25 protein-coding genes are annotated in these 26,951 nt (G+C 43.2%); 6 read left to right on the plus strand and 19 right to left on the minus strand.

The annotated features are described in order from the left end of the window. Positions 1-68: 68 nt before the first annotated feature. From FE810_RS08675 to rpmH, 19 genes are all read right to left on the minus strand, one after another. Positions 69-494, minus strand: coding sequence for a F0F1 ATP synthase subunit epsilon (locus FE810_RS08675; RefSeq protein WP_138319653.1), 426 nt, complete (start codon positions 492-494; stop codon positions 69-71). A gap of 17 nt (positions 495-511) precedes the next feature. Beyond that, positions 512-1,897, minus strand: a complete 1,386-nt coding sequence (gene atpD, locus FE810_RS08680) for a F0F1 ATP synthase subunit beta (RefSeq protein ID WP_138319654.1) — start codon at positions 1,895-1,897, stop codon at positions 512-514. 33 nt (positions 1,898-1,930) lie between these two features. Then, entirely contained in the window at positions 1,931-2,791 is an 861-nt protein-coding gene (gene atpG / locus FE810_RS08685) for a F0F1 ATP synthase subunit gamma (protein WP_138319655.1), read from the minus strand. A gap of 24 nt (positions 2,792-2,815) precedes the next feature. Then, a complete protein-coding gene (atpA, locus tag FE810_RS08690) occupies positions 2,816-4,357 on the minus strand; it encodes a F0F1 ATP synthase subunit alpha (RefSeq protein WP_138319656.1) in 1,542 nt (513 codons plus the stop codon). Between the two features lie 14 nt (positions 4,358-4,371). Further along, the gene (gene atpH, locus FE810_RS08695; RefSeq protein WP_138319657.1) at positions 4,372-4,905 is read right to left on the minus strand and encodes a F0F1 ATP synthase subunit delta; all 534 of its coding nucleotides are present in this window, start codon (positions 4,903-4,905) and stop codon (positions 4,372-4,374) included. A gap of 14 nt (positions 4,906-4,919) precedes the next feature. Continuing rightward, on the minus strand, positions 4,920-5,390 hold the full coding sequence (gene atpF, locus FE810_RS08700; RefSeq protein ID WP_138319658.1) for a F0F1 ATP synthase subunit B: 471 nt from the start codon (positions 5,388-5,390) through the stop codon (positions 4,920-4,922). A gap of 48 nt (positions 5,391-5,438) precedes the next feature. Next, a complete protein-coding gene (gene atpE, locus FE810_RS08705) occupies positions 5,439-5,660 on the minus strand; it encodes a F0F1 ATP synthase subunit C (protein ID WP_089153031.1) in 222 nt (73 codons plus the stop codon). Positions 5,661-5,784: 124 nt separating this feature from the next. Next, positions 5,785-6,612 (minus strand): F0F1 ATP synthase subunit A, encoded by an 828-nt coding sequence (gene atpB / locus FE810_RS08710; RefSeq protein WP_138319659.1) that lies wholly within the window; start codon positions 6,610-6,612, stop codon positions 5,785-5,787. Between the two features lie 3 nt (positions 6,613-6,615). Continuing rightward, complete coding sequence (locus FE810_RS08715; protein ID WP_138319660.1) at positions 6,616-7,020, minus strand: ATP synthase subunit I; 405 nt, start codon at positions 7,018-7,020, stop codon at positions 6,616-6,618. Positions 7,021-7,200: 180 nt separating this feature from the next. Then, positions 7,201-8,082, minus strand: coding sequence for a ParB/RepB/Spo0J family partition protein (locus FE810_RS08720; protein WP_138319661.1), 882 nt, complete (start codon positions 8,080-8,082; stop codon positions 7,201-7,203). Positions 8,083-8,094: 12 nt separating this feature from the next. Then, positions 8,095-8,883 (minus strand): ParA family protein, encoded by a 789-nt coding sequence (locus FE810_RS08725; RefSeq protein WP_138319662.1) that lies wholly within the window; start codon positions 8,881-8,883, stop codon positions 8,095-8,097. 29 nt (positions 8,884-8,912) lie between these two features. Next, positions 8,913-9,548 (minus strand): 16S rRNA (guanine(527)-N(7))-methyltransferase RsmG, encoded by a 636-nt coding sequence (gene rsmG, locus FE810_RS08730; protein ID WP_138319663.1) that lies wholly within the window; start codon positions 9,546-9,548, stop codon positions 8,913-8,915. Positions 9,549-9,606: 58 nt separating this feature from the next. Beyond that, a complete protein-coding gene (gene mnmG, locus FE810_RS08735; RefSeq protein ID WP_138319664.1) occupies positions 9,607-11,496 on the minus strand; it encodes a tRNA uridine-5-carboxymethylaminomethyl(34) synthesis enzyme MnmG in 1,890 nt (629 codons plus the stop codon). 423 nt (positions 11,497-11,919) lie between these two features. Beyond that, positions 11,920-12,363, minus strand: a complete 444-nt coding sequence (gene mioC, locus FE810_RS08740) for an FMN-binding protein MioC (RefSeq protein WP_138319665.1) — start codon at positions 12,361-12,363, stop codon at positions 11,920-11,922. A 383-nt stretch (positions 12,364-12,746) separates the two neighbouring features. Beyond that, a complete protein-coding gene (mnmE, locus tag FE810_RS08745) occupies positions 12,747-14,138 on the minus strand; it encodes a tRNA uridine-5-carboxymethylaminomethyl(34) synthesis GTPase MnmE (protein ID WP_138319666.1) in 1,392 nt (463 codons plus the stop codon). Between the two features lie 285 nt (positions 14,139-14,423). Beyond that, on the minus strand, positions 14,424-16,070 hold the full coding sequence (gene yidC / locus FE810_RS08750; RefSeq protein WP_138319667.1) for a membrane protein insertase YidC: 1,647 nt from the start codon (positions 16,068-16,070) through the stop codon (positions 14,424-14,426). A 6-nt stretch (positions 16,071-16,076) separates the two neighbouring features. After that, on the minus strand, positions 16,077-16,325 hold the full coding sequence (yidD, locus tag FE810_RS08755; RefSeq protein WP_138319668.1) for a membrane protein insertion efficiency factor YidD: 249 nt from the start codon (positions 16,323-16,325) through the stop codon (positions 16,077-16,079). After that, a complete protein-coding gene (gene rnpA, locus FE810_RS08760) occupies positions 16,292-16,648 on the minus strand; it encodes a ribonuclease P protein component (protein ID WP_138319669.1) in 357 nt (118 codons plus the stop codon). Before rnpA ends, yidD begins: the two co-directional genes overlap by 34 nt. A 27-nt stretch (positions 16,649-16,675) precedes the next feature. After that, the gene (rpmH, locus tag FE810_RS08765) at positions 16,676-16,810 is read right to left on the minus strand and encodes a 50S ribosomal protein L34 (protein WP_068547039.1); all 135 of its coding nucleotides are present in this window, start codon (positions 16,808-16,810) and stop codon (positions 16,676-16,678) included. Between the two features lie 650 nt (positions 16,811-17,460). On the opposite strand from rpmH, the gene dnaA reads away from it, so the two are divergent. From dnaA to glyS, 6 genes are all read left to right on the plus strand, one after another. Next, entirely contained in the window at positions 17,461-18,825 is a 1,365-nt protein-coding gene (gene dnaA / locus FE810_RS08770) for a chromosomal replication initiator protein DnaA (RefSeq protein ID WP_138319670.1), read from the plus strand. Between the two features lie 13 nt (positions 18,826-18,838). Next, complete coding sequence (gene dnaN / locus FE810_RS08775) at positions 18,839-19,942, plus strand: DNA polymerase III subunit beta (RefSeq protein ID WP_138319671.1); 1,104 nt, start codon at positions 18,839-18,841, stop codon at positions 19,940-19,942. Continuing rightward, positions 19,942-21,021 carry a DNA replication/repair protein RecF gene (gene recF, locus FE810_RS08780; protein ID WP_138319672.1) on the plus strand — a complete coding sequence of 360 codons (1,080 nt, stop codon included), beginning with the start codon at positions 19,942-19,944 and terminating at the stop codon, positions 21,019-21,021. The genes dnaN and recF overlap by 1 nt, the downstream gene beginning before the upstream one ends. Positions 21,022-21,101: 80 nt before the next feature. Beyond that, positions 21,102-23,537, plus strand: a complete 2,436-nt coding sequence (gene gyrB / locus FE810_RS08785) for a DNA topoisomerase (ATP-hydrolyzing) subunit B (RefSeq protein WP_138319673.1) — start codon at positions 21,102-21,104, stop codon at positions 23,535-23,537. Between the two features lie 405 nt (positions 23,538-23,942). Next, positions 23,943-24,869, plus strand: coding sequence for a glycine--tRNA ligase subunit alpha (gene glyQ / locus FE810_RS08790; RefSeq protein WP_138319674.1), 927 nt, complete (start codon positions 23,943-23,945; stop codon positions 24,867-24,869). A gap of 1 nt (position 24,870) precedes the next feature. Then, entirely contained in the window at positions 24,871-26,937 is a 2,067-nt protein-coding gene (glyS, locus tag FE810_RS08795) for a glycine--tRNA ligase subunit beta (RefSeq protein WP_138319675.1), read from the plus strand. The last annotated feature ends 14 nt before the right edge of the window (positions 26,938-26,951 follow it).

The following is a 26,951-nucleotide window of genomic DNA, read 5'->3' on the forward strand; positions in this document are numbered from 1 at the left end:
CTACTCACATCCATATACAGAAAAGGCGCCGAATGGCGCCTTTTCTCAATTTAAGTAAGTAATCGGAATTACTTCTTGTATTTGTTTGCTTCCTGGATAACACGTAATTGCGCTACCGCTCTGGCTAGCTCAGCAGCAACTTCAGCATAATCGACATCGGCCGATGCATTACTGATGTGCTCTTCAGCACGTTGCTTCGCTTCTAAAGCAGCTTGCTCATCCAGGTCACCACCACGTACAGCCACATCGGCAAGCACAGTAACGGAACCTGGTTGAACTTCCAACATACCGCCGGAAAGGTAAATCACCTCTTCGTCGCCATGTTGCTTAACAATACGCGCCATTCCTGGTTTCAACGTAGTTAATAAAGGTGCATGACCAGGCATAATACCCAACTCACCTTCACTACCTGATATTTGCAATGATTCTACGCGACCAGAAAATAAATTTTCTTCAGCGCTTACTACATCCAAATGAACCGTCATGGCAGCCATATCCTCTCCTAAGCCAATTAAGCTTTCTGAGCTTTTTCTACGGCTTCTTCGATTGAACCAACCATATAGAACGCTTGTTCAGGAAGATCATCGTAGTCGCCAGCCAGGATTCCTTTAAAGCCAGCAATCGTGTCTTTCAGAGAAACGTACTTACCAGGAGAACCGGTGAATACCTCTGCCACGAAGAACGGCTGAGAAAGGAAACGCTCAATCTTACGAGCACGGGCTACAGTTTGCTTATCTTCTTCAGATAGCTCATCCATACCCAGAATCGCAATGATATCTTTTAGCTCTTTGTAACGTTGCAGTGTTGATTGAACACCACGAGCAATATCATAGTGCTCGTTACCAACGACAAGTGGATCCAACTGACGTGAAGTAGAATCTAGTGGATCGATAGCAGGGTAAATACCCTGTGCTGCGATATCACGAGAAAGTACAACAGTTGCATCCAAGTGAGCAAAGGTTGTTGCCGGACTTGGGTCAGTCAAGTCATCCGCAGGTACATATACCGCTTGGATTGAAGTGATTGAACCAGTCTTAGTTGACGTGATACGTTCCTGTAGAATACCCATCTCTTCTGCAAGAGTTGGCTGGTAACCTACCGCTGATGGCATACGACCTAGAAGTGCCGATACCTCAGTACCCGCTAGGGTATAACGGTAAATGTTATCTACGAAAAATAGTACGTCACGACCTTCGTCACGGAATTTTTCAGCCATAGTTAGGCCAGTCATCGCAACACGAAGACGGTTACCCGGTGGCTCATTCATCTGACCGTAAACTAGCGCTACTTTATCAAGTACGTTAGATTCGCTCATTTCGTGATAGAAATCGTTACCCTCACGAGTACGCTCACCAACACCAGCGAATACTGAGAAACCACTGTGCTCAATCGCGATGTTACGGATAAGTTCCATCATGTTTACGGTTTTACCAACACCGGCACCACCAAACAGACCAACTTTACCACCTTTCGCGAATGGACATACAAGATCGATAACCTTGATACCAGTCTCTAGAAGTTCGTTAGAAGCGGATTGCTCTTCATAAGAAGGCGCTTCACGGTGAATCGTCCAACGTTCGTCAGTTGCGATGTCACCAGCTTCATCAATTGGGTTACCCAAAACATCCATGATACGACCAAGAGTCGCTGTACCAACTGGTACCTGGATAGGGTTACCTGTGTTCTCTACATTCAGACCACGACGCAAACCGTCAGATGAACCCATGGCGATAGTACGAACTACGCCACCACCTAGCTGTTGCTGTACTTCGAGTACGCGACCAGCCAGATCACCTTCGGTGATAGTTAATGCCTCATATACCTGAGGTACAGCATTTTGTGGAAACTCAACGTCCACAACTGCGCCAATAACTGACACGATATTACCTGCACTCATGTTTATTCCTCTAAACTTTAATTAAATCTCTGCCTATACCGCAGCCGCACCTGCAACGATTTCACCCAATTCTTGAGTGATCGCCGCCTGACGGGCTTTGTTGTATACCAATTGTAAGTCGTCAATTAAGTTGCCAGCGTTATCAGTAGCGGATTTCATCGCTACCATTCGCGCGGCTTGCTCACTGGCGAGGTTTTCAACCACACCTTGATATACCTGGGACTCAACAAAACGAACCATTAGCTGATCAAGTAACACTTGAGCATCTGGCTCGTAGATGTAATCCCAGCGATGGGTAATTTCGTCATCATCGGACTTAGGCAAAGGTAACAATTGATCGATAGTCGGCTTTTGACTCATAGTGTTTACAAACTTGTTATACACTACGAAAAGTCGGTCGATATCACCCTTGTCATAGGCGTCTAACATCACCTTAACAGAACCGATTAAATCAGTAACTGAAGGTTGGTCGCCTAAACCGGATTTTTGGGCAACTACATTGGCGCCGAAACTTGTAAAGAAACCGGCTGCTTTCGAGCCGATTAATGCAAATTCCACTTCAGCGCCTTGTTCCTGCCATTGGGCAGAGTCTTTTAATACAGACTTGAACAAGTTGACATTTAAGCCGCCACAAAGACCACGGTCGGTAGAAATAACGATATAGCCTACACGCTTAACTTCACGCTCTTCCAAATAAGGATGGCGATATTCAAGTTGACCGCATGCAATGTGACCGATCACGTTTCTGATTTTCTCAGCGTAAGGACGAGTAGCGGCCATCGAATCTTGCGCACGACGCATTTTCGATGCTGCAACCATTTCCATTGCGCTGGTGATCTTCTGTGTATTTTTAACACTTCCAATCTTGTCTTTAATTTCTTTACCACCGGCCATGACTATTGTCTCCGAAACTAATAATTACCAGGTTTGAGTTGCTTTGAATGTATCAAGCAACTTAACAAGACCTGCTTCAATATCTTTACCATAGTTACCAGTTTCGTTGATGGTAGCCATAAGCTCTGCGTGCTCGTTATTGGCGTAGGCTAATAACGCTTCTTCGAAATCGCCGATTTTGTTGATTTCGATGTCAGTTAAATAACCTTTTTCAGCCGCGAACAGAGAAACTGCAGTTTCAGCCACAGAAAGTGGGCTGTATTGCTTTTGCTTCATCAGTTCAGTAACACGCTGACCATGCTCAAGTTGGGCACGAGTCGCGTCATCTAAGTCAGATGCGAACTGTGCGAACGCTGCTAATTCAGCGTATTGAGCAAGGGCTAGACGAATACCACCACCAAGCTTCTTGATGATCTTAGTTTGAGCTGCACCACCAACACGTGATACCGAGATACCTGCGTTAACAGCAGGACGGATACCAGCATTAAATAGGTTTGACTCAAGGAAGATCTGACCATCGGTGATTGAAATTACGTTAGTAGGAACAAACGCAGATACGTCACCCGCTTGAGTTTCAATGATCGGAAGAGCGGTTAGTGAACCAGTCTTACCTTTCACTTCACCATTAGTGAATTTCTCAACATACTCTTCGTTAACACGAGCAGCACGCTCTAGTAGACGAGAATGAAGATAGAAAACATCACCTGGGAATGCTTCACGACCAGGCGGTCGACGAAGTAGTAGTGAGATTTGACGATAAGCAACAGCTTGCTTTGACAAATCATCATATACGATTAGGGCATCTTCACCGCGGTCGCGGAAGTATTCACCCATAGTACAACCAGAGTATGGCGCTAAGTATTGTAATGCCGCAGCTTCAGAAGCCGAAGCGACAACAACAATCGTATTTTCAAGTGCACCGTGCTCTTCTAGAGAACGTACTACGTTAGCAACAGTAGAAGCCTTTTGGCCAATAGCTACGTAGATTGACTTGATGCCAGTATCTTTCTGGTTGATGATTGCATCTAGTGCGATCGCAGATTTACCAACCTGACGGTCACCAATGATAAGCTCACGCTGACCACGACCGATTGGAATCATCGAGTCAATTGACTTGATACCAGTTTGCACTGGTTGGTCAACAGATTTACGCTCGATAACACCTGGCGCTACCACTTCAACAGGAGAGAAACCATCGCTTTCGATAGGACCCTTTCCGTCAATTGGCTCACCTAGAGTGTTTACCACGCGGCCTAACAGACCACGACCTACTGGTACTTCCAAAATACGGCCAGTACCTTTAACTTTTACGCCTTCAGCAAGGTCCGCGTAAGGACCCATCACTACCGCACCGACCGAATCACGGTCAAGGTTTAACGCGATAGCGAAGCGGTTGCCAGGAAGTTCAATCATCTCACCTTGCATTACATCTGCAAGTCCGTGGATGCGAATGATACCGTCAGTTACAGAAACGATAGTACCTTCGTTACGAGCTTCACTAACAACGTCAAATTGATCAATACGTGATTTGATCAACTCAGCGATTTCAGTGGAATTCAATTGCATGCTCTTTTCCCCGATTAGGATTGCATTGAGTTTGCCAAACGATCCAGTTTACCACGGACTGAACCGTCGATAACTGTGTCTCCTGCCTTGATAACAAGACCAGAAACCACATTGGCATCTACTGTGCAATTTAGCTTAACTTTACGAGCCAGACGCTTTTCAAGCGCGGCGCTCAATGAAGTAACTTGTTCTGCGCTTAATTCAATCGCAGAAGCTACGTCTACAGAAACTTCTTTCTCATATTCCGCTTTTAATTCAACGAATTGAGAAATGATCTGTGGTAGCACCAACAAGCGTCCGTTTTCAGCCAAAACTTTAATAAAGTTCTGACCTTTGTCGTTGAGTTGTTCCCCACATACTTTCAGGAACAGGTCTGTCACTTGCTCAACGCCCATGCCACCAGCTATATAGCCAGCAACAGTTTCGTTCTGGCTAACTTCAGATGCAAAAGCAAGCATCTCTAACCAGGCATCGACAGATTTCGCCTCAATGGCATACTCGAACGCTGCTTTCGCGTAAGGACGAGCAATCGTTGTCAATTCAGACATAGCTCAATCCTCTCTTAAAGTTCAGCAACTAGTTTGTCTAAGATGTCGCTGTGTTCAGCGGCACCAATAGAGCGCTCAAGAATTTTCTCGGCACCGGCCACAGCAAGAACAGCGACTTGTTGACGCAATTCTTCTTTCGCGCGGTTACGCTCTGATTCAATTTCTGCATGGCCAGAAGCAATGATTTTCTCACGCTCGGCTTTCGCTTTGTCGGCGGCTTCTTCGATAAGTTGAGCTTCACGTTTCTTAGCAGCTTCAACAATCTCAGCAGCTTGAGCTTTCGCTTCTTTAAGCTGTGCTTTGACGTTGTCGCGAGCTAACTCAAGATCTTTCTCAGCTTTCTCACCGGCCGCAAGGCCATCAGCAATGGTCTTTTGACGTTCTTCGATGGCACCAATAATCGGTGGCCAAACGAATTTCATACAAAAGATCACAAATACGATAAATGCAATAGATTCACCGATTAAGGTAAAATTCATATTCATATTCGTATCTCCTAATATCTAATTAATTCGCAAGGGTTCGGTAGTGAATTACGCACCAACAGCGAATAGTAGATATAGACCGATACCAACACCGATCATCGCGATCGCATCGATAAGACCGGCTACGATGAACATTTTTACTTGTAGCTGTGGAGCCAGTTCAGGTTGACGAGCAGCAGATTCTAAGAACTTGCCACCTAAAAGACCGAAACCAATCGCAGTACCTAGTGCACCTAAGCCGATTAGTAGAGCAACAGCAATATATAACATGTGTATCTCCAGTTATTTTCTAGTTAGTTAAAATTAAAAGTTAAAAAAGGTAAATTTGTATTCCCGACATCCTTGCCGTCACTCGCGGGCAAGCGATTAAGCCAGCCCGAGCTCATCCTGAGTCTTAGTGATCTTCGTGCGCCAGGCTTAGATACACAATGGTCAACATCATGAAAATAAACGCCTGAAGCGGAATTACTAGTAAGTGGAAAGCTGCCCATAAGAAATGTACAGGCAACTGGAACAAACCAATGGTTGCAATCAAAATAAAGATCAACTCACCCGCATACAAGTTACCGAACAAACGCAGTGCTAATGACACTGGACGGGCGATAAGGGTAACGGATTCGAGGATAAAGTTAACCGGAATAAAGGCCCAGTGGTTAAATGGTTGAAGGGTTAATTCCTTCATAAAACCACCAACACCTTTTATTTTGATTGAGTAATAAATGATCAGGAAGAATACACCAATACTGAGTGCAAACGTCATGTTCATATCCGTGGTAGGTACTGATTTGATGTATACATCATGTGGATCCATGCCCATACCATACTGACCGATAAGACCAGCTATAGTAGGGATCCAGTCAACAGGGACCCAATCCATGGCATTCATAAGAAGAATCCAGACAAAAATTGTCAGAGAAAGCGGAGCAATTAACGCGTTTTTACCGTGGAAAGTTTCCTTCACACTTTTGTCGACGAAATCGACAACCATTTCTACCGCGCATTGTAATTTTCCTGGAACGCCCGTGGTTGCTTTTTTGGCAACGGAGCGGAATGTAAGAAGAAAAATCAAACCAAGAACAATTGACCAACCCAGAGTATCAACGTGCAAAGTCCAGAAGCCAGCGTCGGCGCATGCTTTGTTAAAAGCAATACCGCTGTCCGTGGAACACATTGTCCAGTTAGTCAAATGGTGTTTGATATAAGTGCCTGTATCTGCAGCCATCTTTTATCCCAATTTTTGTTGATTAAAATGAAACTTGTTAACAATGGCGTTCAACCATGGAACCAGCATTGTTGTTGAATATGTAATAAAAAAGGCGACCACGTTTAAATCGAGAAACTTGAAACACAAGGCAAAAAGAATCGCGGTTAATACCAATTTTAATTTCACGCCGCCGTAAAACGAATCAACCACTTGTTGGGCTGCGCGTGCACCGGCAAACTTAAAAGCCTTATGTGCAAATACAAAATTAGGGATTACACTAACCATGCCACCAGCTATCGCTGATGCTGCGGTAGTTAATCCCCAACCGAAATAACAAATTATAAAACTTAGAAGAGTCATCAAAACTTGCAGAAATACCTGTCTGTATGCGTATTTTCTGCCGGGTTTTGCTAGCGTATTTTGCACCCGTTACTCCTAAGAAATCGTCCCAAATCTTTGATTAAACATGAATTCAATTTGGTTCTGATTTTTTTCTCGCCAAAAGCCAGCGCAAGTATACTGAATTAGGTTTTTTTTGCAACTTTATGAGGCATAACAAGCGCTAAAAGTGTGCAATAATCGCAACATAGTTACAAAGCGCCAATATTAATGAATTTTGGATAAAATTCCGTCTAACTCATCAAGAGATGTATAACTGATCACCATTTTACCTTTGCCTTTACGATTGTGTTGAATTTCAACAGCAGAACCAATGCGCTCAGCCAGTTCCTGTTCCAGCTTGACCGTATTGGCATCTTTAATTTTGGGTTCTTTCGGTGCGACCGGTTCAAGGACTTTTTTAACCAAAGCCTCGGTTTCCCGAACGGTAAGTTCTTTGGCAGCCACGGTTCGAGCAGTTACCGTCTGCACATCACCGTCGAGCGCGAGCAGGGCACGAGCGTGGCCCATATCGATATCACCGTTTTCCAGGAATGTTTTTACATCGGTATTTAAGCTATTTAAACGCAAAAGGTTGGTTACGGTTGTTCGAGATTTCCCGACCGCCTCAGCCACTTCTTGATGCGTTAATTCAAACTCACTCAATAAACGCTCCAGTGCAACGGCTTCTTCCATCGCATTCAAGTCTTCACGCTGAATATTTTCAATCAGTGCAATGGCAACTGCAGCTTCATCGGCAACATCTTTGATAATACAAGGAACGGTATCCATTTTGGCAAGTTGCGCTGCACGCCATCGACGCTCACCGGCAATGATTTCAAAGCTACCAATACCAACAGGACGGACAACTATCGGTTGAATAATCCCTTGTGCTTTAATGGAATGGCTTAATTCTTCCAATGCCTCTTCAGACATATCTTTTCGAGGTTGGTATTTACCCGGTTGCAAAATATCGACCGGTAACATACGCAGCGTATTGTCTTTGTTTGTAGATGGCTGTCCATCAGCGCTATCCGAAGCAAGTCGAGGTGCAGACGTTAATAATGCATCAAGGCCTCTACCAAGACCCCGGCGTTTTGAAGTGCTCATTGTTGTTCCTGCCTAAACTATTTCTTCGCTCACTGCGACTTGCTGTTTTTTAAGTAATTCACCGGCCAAAGCTAAATAGGCTTTCGCACCAGTAGATGATTTATCGTAATACATCGCCGGGGCACCAAAACTAGGCGCTTCAGCCAAACGAACATTGCGAGGGATTACCGTGCGGTATACTTTATCGCCAAAATGGCGTTTTAGTTGTTCCGACACATCATTGGCCAAGCGGTTACGAGGATCGTACATGGTACGCAAAATACCTTCAATATGCAGATCTTTATTTACGACTTGCGCAAGCTTTGCAACGGTATCCATCAACGCGGTTAACCCTTCCAGCGCATAATATTCGCACTGCATTGGTACCAATACAGAATCGGCTGCTCCCATCGCATTGACGGTAAGCATATTCAGTGAAGGTGGACAGTCGATAATAATAAAATCGTAGTAATCACGGGCTTCTTTCAGTGCCGTTTTTAAACGTAACTCGCGAGCGAACACTTCCATCAACTTGATTTCAGCGGCGGTAACATCGGTATTCGCGGCGATTAGGTCATACTGGCCCATGGTATCTTTGACGATAACCTGTTCGAACGGCTGTTCATCAATCAATAATTCATAACTGGTCGCATGGACTTCATATTTGTCAACGCCGGAGCCCATCGTGGCATTACCTTGAGGATCTAAATCAATCAGCAAAACTTTTCTTTTGGTGGCAGCCAGGGAAGCGGCTAGATTCACCGATGTTGTTGTTTTACCGACACCACCTTTTTGGTTGGCGATTGCAATTATTTTTCCCACAGCGTCCCCGCAAAATTCGAATAAAGCGATTAAAGTGCGTTAGTTTTTTTTAATTCGATTAAATGTCGTTGCCCTTCAAGTTCCGGCACCTGAACCTGATGATAAGTCACCAACTCTATGCCAGCAGGCAATTGTTGCAGTTCTTGCTCAGGAAGAACACCTTTAAGTGCAAATAAACGACCATTTTCATCAATAAGATGTTCACACCAGCTTACCATATCTAGCAGAGAAGCAAAGGCTCGGCTTAACACCCCGTCAAACGGGACCTCTGGCTGATATGCTTCAACCCTGCTAAGTACCGGAGTTACATTGGAAAGTTTTAACTGAAATACAACCTGACGTAAAAAAGTGATGCGTTTTCCCAAGCTATCCAATAATACAAAATTTCGTTGTGGGTATAAAATCGCTAAAGGGATTCCTGGCAAACCCGGGCCAGTACCAACATCAATAAAACGTTCGCCATGCAGGTAAGGACCGTTGGCAATACTATCGAGGATATGTTTGACCAGCATTTCCTCAGGATCGCGCACAGAAGTCAGGTTATAGGCTTTGTTCCACTTATGAAGAAGTTCAACATAAGCCACAAATAAATCTATCTGATGTTCGGTCACGGATAACTCTGACTGAGCAATCAAATCGGTTAAACGGGATTTTAAATTTGTCATTGGGATTTCACAGAGTCAGGATGCAGACCAGCAATTATCGCTGGTCTGTTTGAGAATATTAAGCAGTTTTTCGCAATAATCCATGTTTTTTTAAGTACACCAGAAGCAAAGATATCGCCGCCGGAGTAATACCAGATATGCGTGACGCTTTGCCTAAAGTTTCAGGGCGGGCATCGCTGAGTTTTGCCACCACTTCGTTGGAAAGTCCCGATATTTGTGAAAAATCAAAATCCGTGGGAATTAACGTACCTTCATGGCGTTTCTTCTTGTCGATTTCATCCAGTTGACGTTCGATATAACCGGCATATTTAATCTGAATTTCAACCTGCTCAGCGGCTTGTTTATCGTCAAGCCCTGGCGCGAACGCATCGATTGTCATCAATTCCTGATAACGGGTTTCCGGACGACGCAACAGATCTTCGAGATTGGCTTCACGAGAGATCGGGTTTTTCAGCATCGGATTCAGTTGTTCCGCTGCTGGATGATCTTTTTGTATCCAAACGCCACGTATCCGCTGACGTTCTAACTCAATGTTTTCCATTTTCTCACAGAAACGCTGCCAACGGGCATCGCCAACCAGACCAAGTTCTCGGCCTTTTTCGGTCAGACGAATATCGGCATTATCTTCGCGCAGTAACAAGCGATATTCAGCACGAGAGGTAAACATACGATACGGTTCCTTGGTACCCAGGGTCGAAAGATCATCGATCAATACGCCCATGTATGCTTGTTCACGACCGGGAGTCCAACCTTCTTTGCCCTGAACCCGGCACGCGGCATTCATACCCGCGACCAAACCTTGAGCACCTGCTTCTTCATAGCCCGTGGTACCGTTTATCTGTCCGGCAAAAAACATGTTCTGGATAAATTTGCTTTCCAGAGTCTGTTTAAGATCGCGAGGATCAAAATAATCATACTCGATCGCATACCCTGGTCGAGTGATATGGGCGTTTTCAAAACCTTTGATAGAACGTACCAAATCCATTTGCACATCAAACGGCAAACTGGTGGAAATCCCGTTGGGATAGACTTCATGAGTCGTTAAGCCCTCCGGTTCGACAAAAATCTGATGTGATTCTTTATCGGCGAAGCGCATGATTTTGTCTTCAATCGATGGGCAGTATCGAGGACCAACACCTTCAATGACACCTGTATACATTGGCGATCGATCTAAACCTTCACGGATCACAGCATGGGTTTGCGCATTCGTATGAGTGATGTAACAAGGAATCTGCTGGGGATGATGCTCTGTTTTTCCCATAAAGGAAAATGTCGGAACTGGCGTATCACCTGGCTGTTCCTGCATCACTGAAAAATCTAATGTTCGGGCATCTAAACGTGGTGGAGTACCTGTTTTCAGGCGTTCGATGCGAAATGGCATATCCCGTAAACGGCTAGCCAGATCAACCGAAGCCGGATCGCCAGCACGTCCGCCTTGGTAATTATTCAGGCCAATATGAATTTGTCCGGCAAGGAAAGTACCAACGGTTAACACCACGGTCTTACCTTTAAATTTCAGACCCATTTGCGTAGAAACACCAACGATTTGATCGTTCTCTAAGATCAAGTCATCACAGGGCTGTTGAAATATAGTCAGGTTTTCTTGGTTTTCCAGATAGTTACGTACGTAGGCTTTGTATAACAAACGATCCGCTTGGGCGCGAGTAGCACGTACAGCAGGGCCTTTCGATGAGTTCAAGGTACGGAACTGGATTCCGCCGTGATCAATCGCTTCAGCCATTAATCCACCTAACGCGTCGATTTCTTTTACCAGGTGTCCTTTGCCGATCCCACCGATCGCAGGATTACAGGACATTGCCCCTAAAGTATCAATGTTATGAGTCAACAATAATGTTTTACAACCCATACGAGCTGCCGCCAAGCAGGCTTCCGTACCAGCATGACCACCTCCAACAACGATGACGTCAAAGGAATCTTGATACCACATAAAAGAAAAACCTCGAATAGTAAAAACTGAATATAACCTGATACCAATTGGTATTAGATAAGGTTGACTATTCTACCGTTTATTGGTGATTTGTGAAACGATCAAAGTGTTAAAAGATCGAACGCTCGATCCTTTAATAATATATAAAGATCTATATATAGATCTTATTATTATCTCTTATTAGTGATCGCCTTTTCTGTTGATAAGTAAAAAAAAGCCTTTATTGGTACAGGTTTAGGATAGATCAGATCCTGTGATCAAGGTTGGATCAAATCATGTATTGCCTCTGATCAAAAGGCCTGTTTATCCACAGGGGATTTGAAGTGAATAATTGTGCACTGAATAATAAGTGTAAATTAACGGTTTGATCACCGTTTTATACACAATCCCCTTATTTTGGATCGTAAACTGTGCATAAGTTATTTATAACTGATCCAAATGATCGCGTATCCATTGTTCTGCGATCTGTTCTGGATCGATATCCTCATCCATATCAATACATAACATCTCGATAATTTGTTTAGCACCCTTACCTAACATGTTGTTTTTTATGTTTTTTCCAGCCAAGCAAAAGGTGTCGTAATTACTATCACCGACGGCGATCACCAAAAAAGGCAGATCCTGCAGTGATTGATCATATGCACAGAGCTCTTCGACGAAGTTTTCGATATTTTCCGGATAATCGCCTGCACCGTGAGTTGACGTGCAAATAATCCAGGTTTGATTATTTTGAGATATTTGCGAAAATTCCGGCTGAAAATGTATTTCGCATTGATGATTTGCGTCATTAAGAACCGATTCAACGGCCTCAGCAATGTATTCTGTCCCACCTAACATGCTGCCAACGATGATTTGAAATGATGACATGGAGAGTCCCTGTAAGTAATTAATCTTCAATTACGGTGATTATTTTGTCGAATTAACCCCGTTGTTTGCGGACATTATACTCCCCATTTTTAAAAGCGGGATCTTTATTCTTTGCTGAATAATGGCAATAAATGAGCGTGGTAAATACTGATAAACAGTCCGTTCGAACGGTTTTTAGCTGGGATAAAGAAGGTTTGCTTATGCTTTTTTAATGCATAGTGAATGACTATCGACTGGCAAAAAGCCCAAAGAGAATGATCATTTTAATTTTGTATTGGGGAAATATAAGCGCTTTGAGGTTGTATTGATTAATTGCATGTTATCGGCAATTGCTTACTGCATAGCGATGACTCGGACCAGCCCCAGACGAGGTTGGGGCCTCGTCATTTACCTATACAGAATGACGAGAATATTTGGCCAAGCAGATCGTCACTGGTAAATTCTCCGGTGATTTCATTTAACGCCTGTTGAGTGATGCGCAGTTCTTCCGCAAGAATTTCTCCCGCCATAAAGGACAGCAATTGTTCCTGGCCTGTAAGTAGGTGTTGTTGTGCGTTTTCCAAGGCCTGTATATGGCGACGACGAGCCATAAATCCGCCTTCCGCATTGCCTTCGTACCCCATGCACTGTTTAAGGTGCTCTGTTAACGCATCGATGCCATCGCCAGTTTTTGCTGACAAGGTTATGGTTGGCTTTTCATGAGATACTTTGTAACCACAGACTTGGCCACTGATATCGGCTTTATTGCGGACAATGGTCAATCCCATATTGTCGGGTAGTTGATTAAAAAATTCTGGCCAAAACTGGGTAGGATCAACGTCTTCGTCCTGAAGCGAGTCAATCATCAGTAGTACTCTGTCTGCTTGTTTGATTTCCTTCCAGGCTCGTTCAATACCAATTTGCTCCACTTTATCTGGGCTTTCCCGAAGACCGGCGGTATCAATAATGTGTAATGGCATTCCATCAATATGGATCTGTTCTGATAGCACATCCCGCGTAGTACCTTCGATATCGGTTACGATTGCCGATTCGCGGCCACTTAATGCGTTCAGCAAGCTGGATTTTCCAGCATTGGGCCGACCGGCAATCACCACACGCATACCTTCGCGAATAATGGCGCCTTGTTGAGCTTTGGCGAGGACATCTGCAACTTGAGTGATCAGTCCATTTAAGGAGTTACTGACATTTTCATCCGCAAGAAAATCGATTTCTTCTTCCGGGAAATCAATTGCCGCTTCAACATACATACGTAAATGAATAACGTCATCGACCAACTGGTGAATTAAGTTTGAAAAATCCCCCTGCAGGGAATGCAAAGCGGCACGAGCGGCTTGTTCCGAGCTCGAGTTAATCAGATCGGCGATTGCTTCTGCCTGGGTTAAGTCCAGTTTGTCATTAATAAATGCCTGCTCAGAAAACTCCCCAGGTTTGGCCATACGAATATTGTCCAATCCAATAATATGTTTAAGCAACATATCTAGAATTACCGGACCACCATGGCCCTGAAGTTCTAATACATCTTCACCAGTAAACGAATTTGGACCTTTAAAAAATAATGCGATGCCCTGATCTATCACTTGTTTATTTGCATCCAAAAATTGCAAATATTCGGCATATCGAGTTTTTGGCACTTTACCAAGTAACTGCTCAGCAGCATGACTTGCCAATGGGCCCGAAACCCGAATAATGCCAACACCGCCGCGACCAGGAGGTGTGGCCTGGGCTGCGATGGTTTCGATATTGGTTAAGCTTTTATTTGCACTGTTATCGGACATAAACACGTTAAATTCAATTTGATATGGGGTGAATTATAAACGAGTTAGTCGAAGAGGGGATAGAGGATAAGTGAATAACCGGATACTTTATAACAAACAAATTGGTGATTCGTTGAGTTGATTATAACTGTTAGCTTGGTTCTGGTAGAGCAAACACCATCCGGAAAAAGTTTTGATGTGATCCGTGAGTCATGGTGCGCAAGCACTTTTATTGTAGTCATAAAAAAGACCTGCATAAGCAGGCCTTTTTCAATCACTGAATTATTGATTAGCCAATCGACTTAGCTATTTTTTCGCGGATTTCGCGTTAGCTTTCTCATCCGCTTTTTCAATCGAACGGAAGATAATTAACATTTGGATAATCGTGATTACGTTCGAAACCAACCAGTAAAGTACTAAACCCGATGGGAACCATAGGAAGAATACGGTGAAAAATACTGGCATCCACTGCATCATTTTCTGTTGCATTGGATCGGTTGCCATATTCGGTTGCAACTTCTGCATTAAGAACATGGAAGCACCCATCAATAGCGGTAATACATAGTATGGGTCTTGCGACGATAAATCGGTGATCCAAAGCGCAAATGGCGCATGACGCAATTCAACACTTTCAATAAATACCCAATATAACGCTAAGAATATCGGCATCTGTACAAGTAAAGGTAAACAACCTCCTGCAGGGTTAACCTTTTCTTTCTTGTATAGCTCCATCATGGCTTGCGACATTTTCTGACGGTCATCACCATAACGCTCTTTCAAAGCAGTCATTTTAGGTTGGATCTTACGCATTTTGGCCATTGACGAATATTGCGTCTTAGTCAATGGATACATAATGGTTTTCACCACTATGGTAATACAGATAATTGCCAGACCCCAGTTAACCACAAGACCTTGAATCTTAATCAATAACCAGAAAAGCGGTTGACTGATAAACCATAAAATCCCGTATTCAACGGTTAGGTCCAAGCCATTGGCAATTTCTGCTAATGAATCCTGATCTTTGGGTCCAACGTAAAACGTTGCGGTTAAAGTTTCAGAATTACCAGGAGTGACGATAACGGATGGTTGTTTAAAACCAATCACCGCCTGACCTTTGGCCCCGAGATATTGCGTATATATATCATTCGTTGTGCTCGGATTTGGAACCCAGGCACTGACAAAATAATGTTGTAACATACCGACCCAGCCGGCTTTGGTTTTGATGTTAAGATTGGTATCTTCAATATCGTCAAACGGCAGCTTTTCGTAGCGACTCTCGCTGGTTGAATACGCTGCCCCACGATATGTCGGCATAAACATAGAGCCATCGTCTTCGATATACGTATCTTGCTTTAATTGACCGTACAACTGAACACTGGCGTTGGCGGCACTGTTGTTATCAACGATATACTCAACGGCCACATCATATTTACCACGTACTAGGGTAAAACGTTTAACGTAGTTGATGTCATTATTTTGGTACGTTAAGTCGACAACTAATTCGTCACCAGAAATTTGATACTCGGTTTTATCAGCCGCATAGATGGCACGACCATTTCGGGTTGCGTCGCCTTGCGCGCCAATCAGACCAGACTGAGCTACATAGGTATAACCATCAGAGGTTAAAATTGGCATCGCCTGACCGCTACCTTGTTCGGTCTCAAACTCTAGTAATTTGGCTGCAACGATATCACCACCACGAGTGTCAACTTTTAACTCAAGGACATCGGAAGAAAGGGTAACGATGCCGCCTTTTTCTTCGCTTGTTTGCGTTGCAGGGGCTTGCTCACTGGCCTGCGGTATAAAATCATCGTCGCCAGATTGAGTAGGTGACGTGGTCGCAGTTTCTGTTTCTACGGGTTGTTGTGGCGCATTATCAACTTGCCACTGTTGAAACAGTAAGAAACTAACTACCAGTAATGCTATGAATAGCAAACCGCGTTGTGATTCCATAATTTGTTAATTCTCTTGTTTAGATTTAGGAACGGGATCATTGCCACCCGCGTGCATAGGATGGCATTTTAATATACGTTTAATCGCTAACCAACACCCTTTTACGACACCAAAGCGATTTATCGCAGTAATTGCGTAATTTGAGCAGGTTGGATTGAATCGACAATTGTTACCCAGTAGCGGGCTAAGCCAGCGCTGGTAGGCTTTTATCGGGGCAATAACTATCGTTTGTGCCGCTGAATGATTTTTCGCCATATTTTTTCCAATTGCTGATTAATCTCTTCATTATCGAGCTGATCAATCCCTGACTTTACCATAACAACTAAATCAACGGCAGGAAGTTTATGCTGATTTAAGCGAAAACTTTCACGGGTTAGGCGTTTTATTCGATTTCTTTGTACGGCATGCTTAACTCGTTTTTTGGCAATAGCCATGCCTAAACGATTATTCGCGTCTTTGTTGGAAGTAATTAATATGGTGAAATGGCTTGAGCCAAACCGAGAGGGGTGGTTAAAAACTTGCTGGAAATGACCGGGAGTCAACAGACGTGACTCCCGATTAAAACTGTAGGTACCCATGTGGGTAATAATCCTTATTAAAAAGGATTAAGCGCTAAGCTTAGCACGACCTTTAGCACGACGACGTGCAATTACAGCACGACCGTTTTTCGTAGCCATGCGAGCACGGAAACCGTGGTTACGTTTACGCTTTAATACGCTAGGTTGAAATGTTCTTTTCATGACGCTATCCCGTTATGTTTGTTTGCTATGCGAAAACAAACGTTTTCGAGCACTGTGTTAAAAAATTGAGGGCGAATTCTAAATAGATTAGGTGATAAAGTCAACGATATTTATAAAAAGAGTTTTTAAAGGATCCTTAACAGGATCCTTGTGTTTACGTTGATAACCCCGAGTTACGTATATGAGTATAGTAAAGGGATCCTTTGTTTTTAACATTAAGTATATTTTGTAAAAAAAACGGTATTTATTGTGAAAATATTGCGATCAAGATCTTGATGCCGATCTCGAGTGGTATTTTCGATCGTTCGATGCCATTTATTATAAGTAAATAGTCTTTATATCCACAGTTTTATAACAAAATATTTGAATTTATTGCGCACATGCAAATATATCGGTAAAAAGATGTGGTTTACGCGTAAAAATGGAACATTATTTTTATTGGTGGGTTCCTTAAAAGCCTTTAAAAATGCTCGCTTTATAAAAAAGATCGATTTTTTTGATGATAATCCCCAACCTCGTATTGCACTTGTGGATAACTGAGGTGATAATGGCTCGATAATAAAAAAAATTCACAGGATAATCTTGCTACCTTCTCTGTTCATTACCCATTAATACATCGGATAGTAGCCCCTTATTTCCAGGAGTATTGAGTGGAAGATTCCCTCTGGCAAAGCTGTTTGTCAATTCTCGAAGAAGAGTTACCGGCGCAACAATTTAGTATGTGGATTCGCCCCCTACAATGTGAAGTCTCAGGCAATATAATGACCTTGTATGCCCCCAATCGATTTGTTTTGGATTGGGTAAGAGAAAAATATTTGGGTCGAATTACCCAGCTTGTTGCCTTGCAAAACCCTAATCCTCCGGAAGTTCGCTTCGATGTGGGCAGCAAACCCGTTGCTGCTGCTCCCGTGGCGACACCGAATATTGTTAACCAATCAGCACCGATATCTGCACCTAATAGTAGCGACAGTAATTCAATACCGAATATCCGCAAGTCGACGAATGTCCGTGACAAGTATACTTTTGATAATTTTGTTGAAGGTAAATCGAATCAGCTCGCACGTGCTGCGGCATCTCAGGTTGCGGATAACCCTGGCCAGGCATACAACCCGCTATTTATCTATGGCGGTACCGGACTAGGTAAAACTCACTTATTGCACGCCGTTGGTAATGGCATCTTGTTGAAGAAACCCAATGCCAAAATTGCCTATATGCATTCCGAAAGGTTTGTACAGGATATGGTGAAAGCGCTGCAAAATAATGAAATTGAAAAGTTTAAACAATATTATCGCAGTGTCGATGCGTTATTGATTGATGATATTCAATTTTTCGCCAATAAAGAGCGTACTCAAGAAGAGTTTTTTCATACCTTTAATGCATTATTGGAAGGTAATCAGCAAATTATTTTAACCAGTGATCGTTACCCAAAAGAAATCACTGGGGTTGAAGATAGATTAAAATCTCGTTTCGGCTGGGGACTTACCCTGGCGATTGAACCGCCAGAACTGGAAACCCGTGTTGCCATCCTTAAGCGTAAAGCCGAAGAAAGCCAGATCAATATTGCCGATGAAGTGGCATTTTTTATCGCCAAACGTCTTCGTTCTAATGTACGGGAACTGGAAGGGGCATTAAACCGCGTCATTGCGAACGCGAATTTCACCGGTCGTCCAATTACCATTGATTTTGTTAGAGAAGCACTTCGAGATTTGCTGGCTTTACAGGATAAACTCGTTACCATAGACAATATTCAACGAACGGTTGCCGAATATTACAAAATTAAAGTTGCGGATATATTATCCAAACGCCGTAATCGTTCCGTTGCCAGACCAAGACAGATTGCGATGGCATTGGCGAAAGAATTAACAAGCCACAGTTTGCCAGAGATTGGTGATGCGTTTGGCGGAAGGGATCACACGACAGTGTTACATGCCTGTCGAAAAGTAAAAGCCCTTCGAGAAGAAACTCATGATATAAAAGAAGATTACTCAAATTTAATAAGAACGCTATCATCGTAGCAGGGAGATCAGAATGAAGTTTTCATTAAATCGAGATTTATTGCTCAAACCATTATTGTTGGTCTCCGGGGCCGTTGAACGAAAAAGTACCTTGCCCATTTTAAGTAATATACTCTTAGAGGTTGGTGGGCAATCACTTACTTTGGTGGCCACAGATTTAGAGCTTGAAATGGTTGCTAAAACTCAGGTGGATAACCAGGGTGGCGACGGTAAAGTAACGATTCCAGCAAGAAAATTACTCGATATTTGTAAAAGTCTTCCTGACCAGTCTTTGCTGACCTTTGAACTTCAGGGGGAAAATATCCTGATTCATTGTGGTCGCAGTAAATACTCATTAGCGACGTTACCTGCCAGTGATTTTCCGAACATCGAACAATGGCAGGGTGATATTGAGTTCAATGTCAATAAATCGCAATTACTACGGTTAATTGAAAGCACTCATTTTTCCATGGCAAATCAGGATGTCCGTTATTATCTAAATGGTATGTCGATTGAAACGGAAGGTAATGAAATTCGTTCCGTTGCGACAGATGGACATCGCTTAGCGATATGTAAAATTGTCGATGACAATTTGCAGCTTCCGACCCGCCAGGTGATTGTTCCAAGAAAGGGTATTTTGGAAATCATTCGTTTACTCGATCCTGTCGATGAGCCAGTTTCCTTATTCCTAGGTTCCAATCATATCCGCATTGTCGATACCGAGTTCTCTTTCACTTCTAAACTTGTGGACGGACGTTTCCCGGATTATCGACGCGTACTACCAAGAAATGGCGACAAGGTTTTATTGGCAAACCGCGATGAGCTAAAACTCGTGTTATCTCGTGCGTCCATCCTCTCTAATGAAAAATTCAAAGGCGTTCGTCTCAATTTTGGCAGTAATGAGTTAAAAATTACCGCGAATAACCCTGAACAAGAACAAGCTGAAGAATACATTGAAATTGATTTCCCTTATGAAGCGTTGGAGATTGGTTTTAACGTAAGTTATATATTGGATGTGTTAAATGCGGTGAAAGAAGAAGGAATTAAATTCACTCTTTCCGATGCAAACTCCAGTGTCATTATTGAAGGGCAGGAGTCCGGTGAAGCACTCTACGTGATTATGCCTATGCGTTTGTAATGAGTATAAAGAAACTTTATGTCGAGAATTTTCGCAATTTAAATATTCAAAACAACGAGTTTGAACCCGCCCTGAATTTTATCCTTGGGGATAATGGCAGTGGCAAAAGCAGTTTATTAGAAAGTATTTTCTTTCTTGGTCACGGTAAGTCGTTTCGTACGACGAAACTGGAAAATTTAGTAAAGCGTGATAGTGAGAACTTTACAGTTTCCATAAAAGATGACCGGGACACACAATTGGGCGTCAGTCGTTACCGAGATGGTAAATGTACCATCAAGGTTAACGGAACACCGGAACATAGATTGTCTGAATTAGCCAAACATGTTGCGGTACAGATTATTACTCCGGAAACCTTTAAATTATTTTTTGGCGGGCCGAAAGAGCGTCGCCGTTTTATCGATTTAGGGATGTTTCACGTGGAACATCAGTTTGCAGAGTTATGGCGTGAGTTTCGAAGAGTCTTGGTTCAACGTAATGCCTGTCTTCGCACCGGTGTACGAGGACAACAATTCGATTATTGGACGCAACTGTTTGTTCAACAATCGGAAACGCTAGCGACACTGAGAAAAGAATACGTTCAGCAGTTGAACGCAGAGCTGCAGCGTTGGCTAGATATTCTCCTACCGGAACTGTCCGAGCGAATCGGCTTGCATTACAGTCGCGGTTGGGGGGAAAAGCATCAGCTGGTAGAGTTATTAGCGGATGTTGAAGATAAAGAACGCCAATATGGATATAGCAGTTATGGCGCGCAAAAATTTGATGTGAAGTTTCATTATCAAAAAATGTCATTAGAACAGGTGTTGTCTCGAGGGCAGCAAAAAATGTTTTTAATGGCTTTAACCGTTGCTCAGGCAACACTAATTTTTAATCAGCAGCAAGTTCGTCCAATTATCCTAATTGATGATATCGGTGCTGAATTAGATACAGGCTCTCGGCAACGTTTAGCCGAAGCTATCGAAGAGTTACAATGCCAGGTGTTTATCACGGCGATTGAAAAAAGTGCACTGGAACCAATAATTCCAAAACACAATAAATATAAAATGTTTCACGTGAAACATGGCATAATAAGCGAAGTTTAATGCCGTATTAAACGGCAATTAAAGTTCGAACACTACGAAGTTCCAGAGTGAATGTTCTGGCAATAACATAGGCAATTAGAATGACAGAAAACAGTTATGATTCGTCCAGTATTAAGGTATTAAAAGGCCTTGATGCGGTACGTAAAAGACCAGGGATGTATATCGGTGATACCGACGATGGTACCGGTTTACACCATATGGTATTTGAGGTTTTAGATAACTCTATCGATGAGGCATTAGCCGGACATTGTAATGATATTGTTGTTACGATTCACGGTGATAATTCCGTATCCGTTAAAGATGATGGTCGTGGTATCCCAACGGATATTCACCCAGAAGAGGGTGTATCGGCTGCAGAAGTCATTATGACAGTTCTTCATGCCGGTGGTAAGTTCGGTGGTGAAGACTCGGGTTATAAAGTATCTGGTGGTCTTCACGGTGTTGGTATTTCTGTTGTAAATGCCTTAAGTTCAAAACTTGAACTTACCATCCGTCGAGCTGGTCAGGTTCACGAACAAACCTATTCTATGGGTGTTCCAGATGCGCCTTTAAAAGTTATTGGCGAAACCGAAAATACCGGTACTCAGGTTCGTTTCTGGCCAAGTGAAGAGACCTTTACCAATACATTATTTCACTACGATATTCTGGCAAAGCGTATTCGTGAATTATCGTTCCTTAACTCTGGCGTTTCGATTCGTTTAATCGATGAGCGTGACGGTAAAGAGGATCACTTCCATTACGAAGGCGGAATTCAAGCGTTTGTTGATTACTTAAATACCAATAAAACACCGGTAAATGATGAAGTGTTTTATTTTGACCTTGCCCGTGAAGATGGCATCGTTGTTGAAGTAGCCATGCAGTGGAATGATGGTTTCCAGGAAAATATTTTCTGTTTTACGAATAACATTCCTCAGCGTGATGGTGGTACTCACTTAAGTGGTTTTAGAACCGCACTTACCCGTACCTTGAATAGTTATATGACCAAAGAAGGTCTAAACAAAAAGGCCAAGGGTGGTGGTGAAACCAGTGCCAGCGGTGATGATGCCCGTGAAGGTTTAACGGCTGTTATCTCGGTGAAAGTACCAGATCCTAAATTTTCTTCGCAAACCAAAGATAAATTGGTTTCCTCGGAAGTGAAAACCGCCGTTGAGCAGGCGATGGGTGAAAAACTAGGTGAATACCTACTTGAGCATCCTGGTACCGCTAAAACCATCATAATGAAAATTATTGATGCGGCGCGTGCCCGTGAAGCGGCCCGTAAAGCCCGTGAAATGACGCGTCGTAAAGGAGCGTTAGATATTGCAGGCTTACCCGGTAAGCTGGCAGATTGTCAGGAAAAAGACCCAGCTCTTTCTGAACTGTATATTGTGGAGGGTGACTCTGCTGGTGGTTCCGCCAAACAGGGTCGTAATCGTAAGAATCAAGCTATTTTGCCTTTAAAAGGTAAAATATTAAACGTAGAAAAAGCGCGTTTCGACAAAATGATTTCTTCACAAGAAGTCGGCACCCTGATCACGGCTCTTGGCTGTGGTATTGGTCGCGACGAATATGATCCCGATAAAATGCGTTATCACTCAATCGTAATCATGACCGATGCGGATGTCGATGGTTCACACATTCGTACCTTGCTATTGACCTTCTTTTACCGTCAAATGCCGGAAGTGATTGAGCGTGGCTACATCTATATTGCACAACCACCACTTTATAAAGTGAAAAAGGGTAAGCAAGAGCGTTACCTGAAAGATGATGAGCAAAAAGAAGCGTACTTCACAACGTTGGCATTGGAAAATTCATCTATCCATGTCAATGAAAGTGCGCCAGGGCTTTCTGGTGTTGCATTAGAGCAGTTGTTCAATCAATACCGAGATACCATGTCGATTATTCGCCGTGTATCTCGTCAGATCCCTGAAAGCATTCTGCAGCAATTGGTTTATTCGCCAGTGGTTGAGCAAACCGACTTTGTAGAACAGGCAAAAGTAGAAGCCTGGACTGAAAGCTTAATCGAATTGCTCGAAGAGAAAGGTGACAAAGGTTCTTTATACAGTGCTGAAGTGCTGAAAGATAATGAGCGCAATATTTACTATCCTGCAATTACTGTGCGTATGCATGGTATCGACAGCGTTTATAACCTTAGCTATGACGTGATTCATTCTTCTGAATTTAAGACCATTATGAACTTAAATAAAGCCATTAACGGCTTAATGGAAGAGGGAGCTTACGTGAAACGTGGTGAGAAGGTGAAATCCGTAAGCTCATTTGTTGAAGCCAGAGCCTGGTTAATGAAAGAATCAGAACGTGGTCAATACATCCAGCGCTATAAAGGATTGGGTGAGATGAACCCTGAGCAATTATGGGAAACAACGATGGATCCTGAAACTCGCCGTATGCTTCAGGTAACGATTGAAGATGCTATCGGTGCAGATCTGTTGTTCACTACCTTGATGGGCGACCATGTTGAGCCGCGTCGAAACTTCATTGAAGACAACGCACTCAATGTTGAAAACCTGGACGTCTAGTTCATTGTTGCAATGAGTTTGTTCAAAAAGCCCGGTTCTCCGGGCTTTTTCTTTTCTAGGTAAATATACAGACACAAGTCGATGACCAGTCTTTACATTCTTTTATTTGGCCACGACGATGCAGATCCCCTAAGGGGAATAACGGCATCGTTTTAACAAAAAACCATCACTACTGCCTTTGTTCATTCCATGAATATCCACCCAATCAATTCGGCGAATGCTTTCTGGTAACGCGTTTCATTACTCCGGTAACTATTTTATGTCACAGTAGCTCTTGCAATACTTTGATTTACGCTAGGTATTTCACCGAATTTTCACTAGGCTATTGACAGGCTTGCCGTTATAATTAGCGCCATTTTCTAACACTAAACGAACTATTTTGAATAGTTGGGGTTTTCTGGATACATGAGCACATTTGATATCAAAACATTCCAGGGCCTAATTCTGAAGCTTCAGGAATATTGGTCTAAACAAGGTTGTGTAATTGTCCAACCATTGGATTTGGAAGTCGGGGCAGGGACATTTCATCCTATGACATTTTTACGCTCTATTGGCCCGGAGCCAATGAGTAGTGCCTATGTTCAGCCATGTCGTCGCCCAACGGATGGCCGCTATGGCGAGAACCCAAATCGTTTACAACATTACTATCAATTTCAGGTAGTGCTAAAACCATCACCGAAAAATATCCAGGAACTGTATCTGAATTCATTGCAGGAATTAGGCCTGGATTTGCTGGTTCACGATATTCGCTTTGTTGAAGATAACTGGGAATCACCGACTTTAGGTGCCTGGGGATTGGGTTGGGAAGTATGGCTCAATGGTATGGAAATTACCCAGTTTACCTATTTTCAGCAAGTCGGTGGTTTGGAATGTGCACCGGTAACCGGTGAGATCACCTATGGTCTTGAACGTTTGGCGATGTATATTCAAAACGTTGATAGTATCTACGATCTGGTTTGGACTGATGGCCCTATGGGCAAAATCTATTATCGTGATGTGTTTCACCAAAACGAAGTTGAGCAGTCGGCTTACAACTTTGAACACGCAGATGTTGATGCGCTTTTTAATCAGTTTGATGTCTGTGAACGAGAAAGTGCCAAACTCATTGAATTAGGTTTGCCATTACCAGCGTACGAACAAGTAATGAAAGCGAGTCATGCATTTAACCTGCTTGATGCTCGTCACGCTATTTCAGTTACCGAACGTCAACGTTTTATTCTGAGGGTTCGCACTCTTTCAAAAGCATGTGCAGAAGCTTACTACGCAGCACGAGAATCTTTGGGTTTCCCATTATGTAAAAACACTTCTGACAATGCCGTGAAGGAGAAATAAGATGTCGACTAATACTCTCCTGATTGAATTGGGAACCGAAGAACTACCACCAAAATCATTAAAGAAGTTAGCGACGGCTTTCTATCAGCAAATCACCAGTCAACTGGAAAGCGCTGACTTAGGCTATGAATCCGCTAATTGGTTTGCATCTCCTCGTCGTATCGCCGTGCAGGTGCAAGGCTTAATTGCCAAACAAGCAGACAAAACCGTAGAAAAACGTGGCCCGGCAGTGAATGTTGCGTTTGATTCCGATGGTAACGCGACCAAAGCTGCACAAGGTTGGGCTCGCTCAAATGGTATTACCGTTGAACAAGCACAGCGCTTAACAACGGATAAAGGTGAGTGGCTTTTACATATTGCCAGCCAACCGGGTAAAACGATTGAAGCGCTGATCCCAGATATGGTTAATCAAGCGGTTAGTAAGTTACCTATCCCTAAACCGATGCGTTGGGGCAGTAGTCGTATTCAGTTTATCCGTCCGGTACACACCATTACGATGATGTATGGTAGCGACGTTATTGCCGGTGAAGTGTTAGGTGTTCAATCGTCAAATCAACTTCAGGGCCATCGCTTCCACCATCAAGGCATGGTTACCCTAACCAATGCCGATGACTATATTTCGGCGCTTGAATCTGCCTACGTTATCGCTGACTTTGAACAGCGACGTAACAAAATATCGAAACAGATCCTTGCTGCGGCACAAGAAATGGATGCTCATGCATTGCTGGATGACGACTTACTGGATGAAGTTACGGCAATCAATGAGTGGCCTACAGTTTTGGTGGGAACCTTTGATGAAGAGTTCTTGCAGGTACCTGCGGAACCACTAATCTATTCGATGAAAGATCACCAGAAGTACTTCCCGGTCGAAAATAAAGACGGTCAGCTGATAAACAAGTTTATCTTTGTTACCAATATTGAATCTAAGCAACCTTCTGAGATTGTGAAAGGTAACGAAAAAGTGATTCGTCCTCGTTTGGCCGACGCTGAATTTTTCTTTAAGACCGATAAAAAGCAATCGTTAGAATCGCGTTTAGAGAGTTTGGCTTCGGTGTTATTCCAGAAACAACTGGGTACTTTGAAAGACAAATCGGAACGAATTGCTCAGTTAAGCCGTTTAGTTGCGGATAAAGTGCAAAGCAATGGTGATGAAGCGTATCGTGCCGGGCTATTAAGTAAAACCGATCTAATGACTGAAATGGTGCTTGAATTTCCTGAAGTTCAGGGAACGATGGGGAAATACTATGCTCGCCATGATGGTGAAGCCGAAGCCGTTGCCCAGGCATTAGAAGACCAATATCGCCCTAAGTTTTCTGGCGATACTTTGCCTGAAGGCGTGACCGGCTGTTGTGTCGCGATTGCCGACAAAGTCGATTCATTAGTGGGTATTTTTGGTATCAACCAACCACCCAAAGGCGATAAAGACCCGTTTGCCTTGCGCCGTGCTGCAATTGGTTTAATTCGCATTATCATTGAAAAGCAATTACCTCTGGATATAAAAGAGTTAATTGCCGATAGTATTGCTGCTTATGGTGACAAACTGTCGAATGACAATACTGCAGAAGATGTGATTGAATTCGTGATGGGTCGATTCCGTGCGTACTACCAAGAGCAGGGTATCAGTGTTGATGTAATCCAAGCGGTGCTTGCCAAAAAACCGACGGCACCACTGGATTTTGAGCAGCGCATTAAAGCGGTAAGTCACTTTAAAGAGTTGCCTGAGGCCGCTGCACTTGCTGCAGCCAATAAGCGAGTTGGCAATATTCTGGCCAAGTTCGATGGTGATCTGTATTCAACATTTAAAGTGGAACTTGCAGAGGCAGAGCAGGAGCATGCTTTAGCCAAAGAATTTGACGCACTGAATGGCCAGTTAACGCCATTATTTGCGAATAAGGACTACCAGCAGGCATTGACCCTTTTATCGGGCCTGAGGGAGCCAGTCGATGCGTTTTTCGATAATGTTATGGTGATGGCCGAAGATGAATCAATCAAAGTGAATCGTTTGACGCTGCTAAGCCAGATCCGCGCGAGCTTTTTTAATGTTGCGGACATTTCGTTGCTGCAGTAATTGAAACCGTTCGA

Source organism: Thalassotalea litorea (assembly GCF_005843925.1).
In the GTDB taxonomy this organism is placed as follows: Bacteria; Pseudomonadota; Gammaproteobacteria; order Enterobacterales; family Alteromonadaceae; genus Thalassotalea_A; species Thalassotalea_A litorea_A.